This window comes from Mesorhizobium sp. M7A.F.Ca.CA.001.10.2.1 (assembly GCF_003998575.1).
GTDB lineage: Bacteria > Pseudomonadota > Alphaproteobacteria > Rhizobiales > Rhizobiaceae > Mesorhizobium.
Window position 1 is genome coordinate 5,001 of record NZ_RZQY01000138.1, and the last position, 6,050, is coordinate 11,050.

General features: G+C 57.9%; 2 protein-coding genes, 1 tRNA gene and 2 rRNA genes (1 of these 5 only partly in view). All 5 read left to right on the forward strand.

Going from position 1 to position 6,050, the window contains the following annotated elements:
* Positions 1 to 2,380: ribosomal RNA gene (locus EN964_RS11920) — 23S ribosomal RNA — on the forward strand (it extends 442 nt beyond the left edge of the window).
* A 152-nt stretch (positions 2,381 to 2,532) separates the two neighbouring features.
* A 5S ribosomal RNA gene (rrf, locus tag EN964_RS11925) occupies positions 2,533 to 2,647 on the forward strand.
* A 224-nt stretch (positions 2,648 to 2,871) separates the two neighbouring features.
* Positions 2,872 to 2,948: transfer RNA gene (locus EN964_RS11930), tRNA-Met, on the forward strand.
* A gap of 682 nt (positions 2,949 to 3,630) precedes the next feature.
* Positions 3,631 to 4,662, forward strand: a complete 1,032-nt coding sequence (locus EN964_RS11935; RefSeq protein ID WP_127270832.1) for a substrate-binding domain-containing protein — start codon at positions 3,631 to 3,633, stop codon at positions 4,660 to 4,662.
* Positions 4,663 to 4,758: 96 nt separating this feature from the next.
* Positions 4,759 to 6,050 (forward strand): sugar ABC transporter ATP-binding protein (locus EN964_RS11940; RefSeq protein ID WP_164775790.1); only part of this gene is annotated, 1,292 nt, incomplete at its 3' end.

The following is a 6,050-nucleotide window of genomic DNA, read 5'->3' on the forward strand; positions in this document are numbered from 1 at the left end:
GAAATCCTGTCTGAAATTGGGGGGACCACCCTCCAAGCCTAAGTACTCGTGCATGACCGATAGCGAACTAGTACCGTGAGGGAAAGGTGAAAAGCACCCCGACAAGGGGAGTGAAAGAGTACCTGAAACCGATTGCCTACAAACAGTGGAAGCCCAAGGTTCGTCCTGGGTGACCACGTACCTTTTGTATAATGGGTCAGCGACTTAGTGTGACGAGCAAGCTTAAACCGCTAGGTGTAGGCGCAGCGAAAGCGAGTCTGAATAGGGCGTTCAGTTCGTCGCATTAGACCCGAAACCGAGTGATCTAGCCATGAGCAGGTTGAAGGTAAGGTAACACTTACTGGAGGACCGAACCCATAACTGTTGCAATAGTTCGGGATGACTTGTGGCTAGGGGTGAAAGGCCAATCAAACTCGGAAATAGCTGGTTCTCCGCGAAATCTATTTAGGTAGAGCGTCGACCGAATACCCCAGGGGGTAGAGCACTGGATGGGCTAGGGGTCCTCACCGGATTACCAAACCTAACCAAACTCCGAATACCTGGGAGTACTAGTCGGCAGACACACGGCGGGTGCTAACGTCCGTCGTGAAAAGGGAAACAACCCTGACCTACAGCTAAGGTCCCCAAGTTATGGCTAAGTGGGAAAGGATGTGAGGATCCCAAAACAACCAGGATGTTGGCTTAGAAGCAGCCATCATTTAAAGAAAGCGTAACAGCTCACTGGTCTAAATAAGGGTCTTTGCGCCGAAAATGTAACGGGGCTAAAGCCATACACCGAAGCTTAGGGTTTGGTCCGCAAGGGCCAAGCGGTAGCGGAGCGTTCTGTAAGCTGATGAAGCCATACCCGTGAGGGGTGGTGGAGGTATCAGAAGTGCGAATGCTGACATGAGTAACGTAAGGGGAGTGAGAGACTCCCCCGCCGAAAGACCAAGGGTTCCTGCTTAAAGCTAATCTGAGCAGGGTTAGCCGGCCCCTAAGACGAGGCGGAAACGCGTAGTCGATGGGAACCACGTTAATATTCGTGGGCTTGGAGGTAGTGACGGATCATTGAGGTAGTCCAATCTTATCGGATTGAACGGGCTGCTGCGTGGTTCCAGGAAATAGCTCCTCCTTATAAACCGTACCCGAAACCGACACTGGTGGTCTGGTAGAGTATACCAAGGCGCTTGAGAGAACTATGCTGAAGGAACTCGGCAAATTGCACGCGTAACTTCGGAAGAAGCGTGACCCTTTTCTACGCAAGTAGAGGAGGGTGGCACAGACCAGGGGGTAGCGACTGTTTATCAAAAACACAGGGCTCTGCGAAGTCGCAAGACGACGTATAGGGTCTGACGCCTGCCCGGTGCTGGAAGGTTAAGAGGAGGGGTGCAAGCTCTGAATCGAAGCCCCAGTAAACGGCGGCCGTAACTATAACGGTCCTAAGGTAGCGAAATTCCTTGTCGGGTAAGTTCCGACCTGCACGAATGGCGTAACGACTTCCCCGCTGTCTCCAGCATAGACTCAGTGAAATTGAATTCCCCGTGAAGATGCGGGGTTCCTGCGGTTAGACGGAAAGACCCCGTGCACCTTTACTATAGCTTTACATTGGCATTCGTAGTGGCATGTGTAGGATAGGTGGTAGGCTTTGAAACCTGGGCGCCAGCTCAGGTGGAGCCACCCTTGAAATACCACCCTTATTACTATGGATGTCTAACCGCGGCCCGTTATCCGGGTCCGGGACAATGTATGGTGGGTAGTTTGACTGGGGCGGTCGCCTCCTAAAGAGTAACGGAGGCGCGCGATGGTGGGCTCAGAACGGTCGGAAATCGTTCGCTGAGTGCAATGGCATAAGCCTGCCTGACTGCGAGACTGACAAGTCGAGCAGAGACGAAAGTCGGTCATAGTGATCCGGTGGTCCCGCGTGGAAGGGCCATCGCTCAACGGATAAAAGGTACGCCGGGGATAACAGGCTGATGACCCCCAAGAGTCCATATCGACGGGGTTGTTTGGCACCTCGATGTCGACTCATCGCATCCTGGGGCTGGAGCAGGTCCCAAGGGTATGGCTGTTCGCCATTTAAAGCGGTACGTGAGTTGGGTTCAGAACGTCGTGAGACAGTTCGGTCCCTATCTGCCGTGGGTGTAGGAATATTGAAAGGATCTGTCCCTAGTACGAGAGGACCGGGATGGACGGATCTCTGGTGGACCTGTTGTGGCGCCAGCCGCATAGCAGGGTAGCTATATCCGGACGGGATAACCGCTGAAGGCATCTAAGCGGGAAACCCACCTTAAAACGAGTATTCCCTGAGAACCGTGGAAGACGACCACGTTGATAGGCCGGGTGTGGAAGAGCGGCAACGCTTGAAGCTTACCGGTACTAATAGTTCGATCGGCTTGATCGTTCTCATTCCTTATGCTCATCGCTCCAAATCGGAGGATGACAGGCACATAAAGGACCAGCGAATAGCCCCGAGAGGCACCCGACAGCTCCGCTGCCGATGCCTCTTTGTGCTCCTTCGCTCAAAAGCTTCTCGAACAACGTGCGTTTTGCCGACCTGGTGGTTATGGCGGAGCGGCTGCACCCGATCCCATTCCGAACTCGGCCGTGAAACGCTCCAGCGCTGATGGTACTTCGTCTCAAGACGCGGGAGAGTAGGTCGCTGCCAGGTCTGCTAAACGCACGTTGAACTCACATCCAATCGGATGGAGTGATGTCTTCTCTTTATGAAATGGCCCGCCAAGGGATCACGGGCCGCGTAAGCGGCCCTTTCATTTGGTCAGCCATATACCTATCTGTAGGCCTCGGCTTACACAAAAAAGCAAGCAAACGCTTGCTTAGGAACGCAAGCAAGCGCTTGCTTGGATTAGCAAGCAAACGCTTGCTAAGAGGTGACGCGGGGTGGAGCAGCCCGGTAGCTCGTCAGGCTCATAACCTGAAGGTCACAGGTTCAAATCCTGTCCCCGCAACCAAACCTCACTAAACAAACAGCCCGCCTCGTGCGGGCTCTTTTGTTTTTTGCCCTGGTGCCGGCGTTTAACCCGTCATCAGGCGCCCCCAAGCAGGCCAAGCCCAAGCCGCAAGACAGAAAACTCAAATCCTCTCCCCAACCAAACTTCGGTAAGCAAACAATCCGCCTGGAACAATGCCGGCGGGCCGTTCGCATTCGGGGGACAGTCGAAGGTTCTCGGAATACTCCGGGTGGTCAAGGCTGCTGTAAGCCGACGAAGCAGCAGACTTCTTGGCCAAGCGACATGGAGAGCGTCACGCCGCGCTCGGAGCAGATGCTTATCAAACAAGATCTGGGCTTCACGTGATAAGACGCGGCCGGCGGGAGGGCACCGCGCGAACTCCTGGGTGCAGATACTCCAACCACACTCCCCGGTTCGCGGCCAAAAAGGCCGGAAAGGCCTTGCCTGGCCCGTACGGCACCTTGGCGGCCTGCGACCAGCTTCGTCGACCGGAGCGTAGACTCCCCGGAAGTAGGTTGTGAAATATATTTCAGTATGTGAATTATATTGACAACGTGCGCCGAGGCTGTAATGTCCCGATCGTCGGCTTTCGGAGGAAGGTTGGCATCATCAAATCCATACGGCAGCGCTCGCTGAGCGCCTGCGACGGTCATTGAGGATGGCTTCGGCCAAGGGAGGAAACTTGCGCAAATTTCTGAGCACGCTCGCAATCGCGGCGGCTGCATCGACCTGCTTTGGGTCGATGCAGGTACGCGCCGAAACCCCAAACCCGTTCAAATGCGAGCCGGGTGAAAAATATGTCATGAACGTCATGGTCTCGGGCGTCGAATACTGGTTCCCGGTCTATGAAATGTTCAAGCAGGCCGGCCAGCAGTTCGGCTGCGAGACCGCCTATACGGGTACGCCGGAATACGACGTCAACAAGCAGATCGCGACCTTCGACCAAGCGCTGGCGCAGAAGCCGGCCGGCATATTGGTGCATCCGATGAACTCCGATCCGTTCATCGAGCCGATCAACCGCGCCATCGAACAGGGCACCGCGGTGGTGACCTTCGCCGCCGACTCGCCGAATTCCAAGCGCGTCTCCTACATCACCTCCGACAACAATGCCGAAGGCACCTATGCCGCCGACGCCGTTGCCAAGGCGATGGACGGCAAGGGCGAATATGCGGTGCTGGAGAATCCCGGCCAGGACAACCACGACAAGCGCGTCCACGCGTTCGTTGCCCGCATGGAAGCCAAATGGCCTGACATGAAGCTCGTCGGCCGCGCCGCTTCGAACCAGGATCCCACCAAGGCCTATCAGGCGGTTCTGAGCCTGGCGCAGGCGCATCCTGATCTTGGCGCCGTGTTCATGCCGGAGGCCAACTCGGCCATCGGCGCTGCCCAGGCCGCCAAGGAAGGCGGTGGCAAGATCCGCGTCATGCTCGCCGACGTCAATGCCAAGATCCTCGACATGATCAAGGCCGGCGAGATCTTCGGCTCGGTCAATCCAAACCAGGGCATGCAGGGCTATATGGGCTTCATGCTGTTGTGGATGGCCAAGCATCCCGGCCTGATCGATCCGATGAACGACGCCAAGCGTTCGGGTTTCAACCCGATGAGCGTGCCCTTCGTCGACAATGGCTTCTCCATTGTCTCCAAGGACAATGCGGACGACTTCTACTGGGACAAGTACCTCAAGCGTCGCGGTACCAAGGGCATCGAGGAATAGTCCCGATCTCGCCGCCCGGCCTCGGCATGGCCGGATTAACCGGGAAGGAGGCTTCGGCCTCCTTCCTCCCCCGCAGGTTCATCGCAGGAGCACGGCGTGACCCAGGCGCCCATTCTTGAAATCCGTGGCCTGTCCAAGGCATTCGGCCCGGTCAAGGCGCTGAGCGACGTACGGTTCGAGCTGCGGCGCGGCGAAATCCATGCACTGTGCGGAGAGAACGGCGCCGGCAAGTCGACGCTGATGAACATGATCGCCGGTGTATTGCAGCCCGACGAGGGCGACATCCTGATCGATGGTGAGCGCATTTCGATCCACTCGCCCGCAGCCGCGCAACGTCTCGGCATTGCGCTTGTCCACCAGGAGATCGCGCTCTGTCAGGACGCGACGGTTGCCGAAAACATCTACATGGCCGCGATCAACAGCCGGCGCGCGCCGCTGATGAATTTCCAAAAGCTCTATTCCGACGCCCAGAAGGTCATGGACCTGCTCGCGCCCATTCCGGTGCGCACCAGGGTCGCCGACCTCTCCATTTCCAACCAGCAGCTTGTCGAGATCGCCAAGGCGCTGACGCTCGACTGCAAGGTGTTGATGCTTGACGAGCCGACCGCGGCACTCACCGAAAGCGAAGCGCAACGCCTGTTCTCGATCGTGCGCGGGCTCAAGGAGCGGGGCATTTCGGTGGTCTATATCAGCCACCGCATGGCCGAGATATTCTCGCTGTGCGACCGCGTCACCGTCTTCCGCGACGGCCGGTACGTGGCGACCGATCAGGTCGCCGCCGTTTCACCTGACGATGTCGTGCGCAAGATGGTGGGCCGCGAAATCACCCAGCTCTATCCCGACAAGCTGGCGCCGCAACAGCCGGGGCGCCTGCTTCTCGCGGTCGAGGGGCTTTCCGATGGCCGCCGCTTCGCCGACGTCGATCTGCAGCTTCGCGCTGGCGAAATTCTCGGCATAGGCGGCCTCATCGGGGCCGGCCGCAGCGAGATCGCGCAAACGGTCTGTGGCCTCAGGCCAATGACGTCAGGAACCGTCGTGCTCGACGGAAAGCAGCTGCGGTTGCGCAGCTATGGCGATGCGGTCAAGGCGGGGCTGGTCTATCTCTCTGAGGACCGGAAAGGCTCCGGCGTGTTCCTCGATCTGCCGATCGCAGCGAACATCTCCGCGCTCGACCTCGGCCGGCTCACCGGGCCACTCGGCTTGCTCAATCGTAAGGCCGAGGATCGTCAGGCGAAGGAGTTGACCGGCAGGCTCGGCGTGCGCATGGCTGGCATTGAGGCCGCCGTCTCGACGCTGAGCGGCGGCAACCAGCAGAAGGTCGCCATCGCCAGGCAGCTGTCCGTCGATCCCAAGGTCATCATCATGGACGAGCCGACACGCGGCATCGA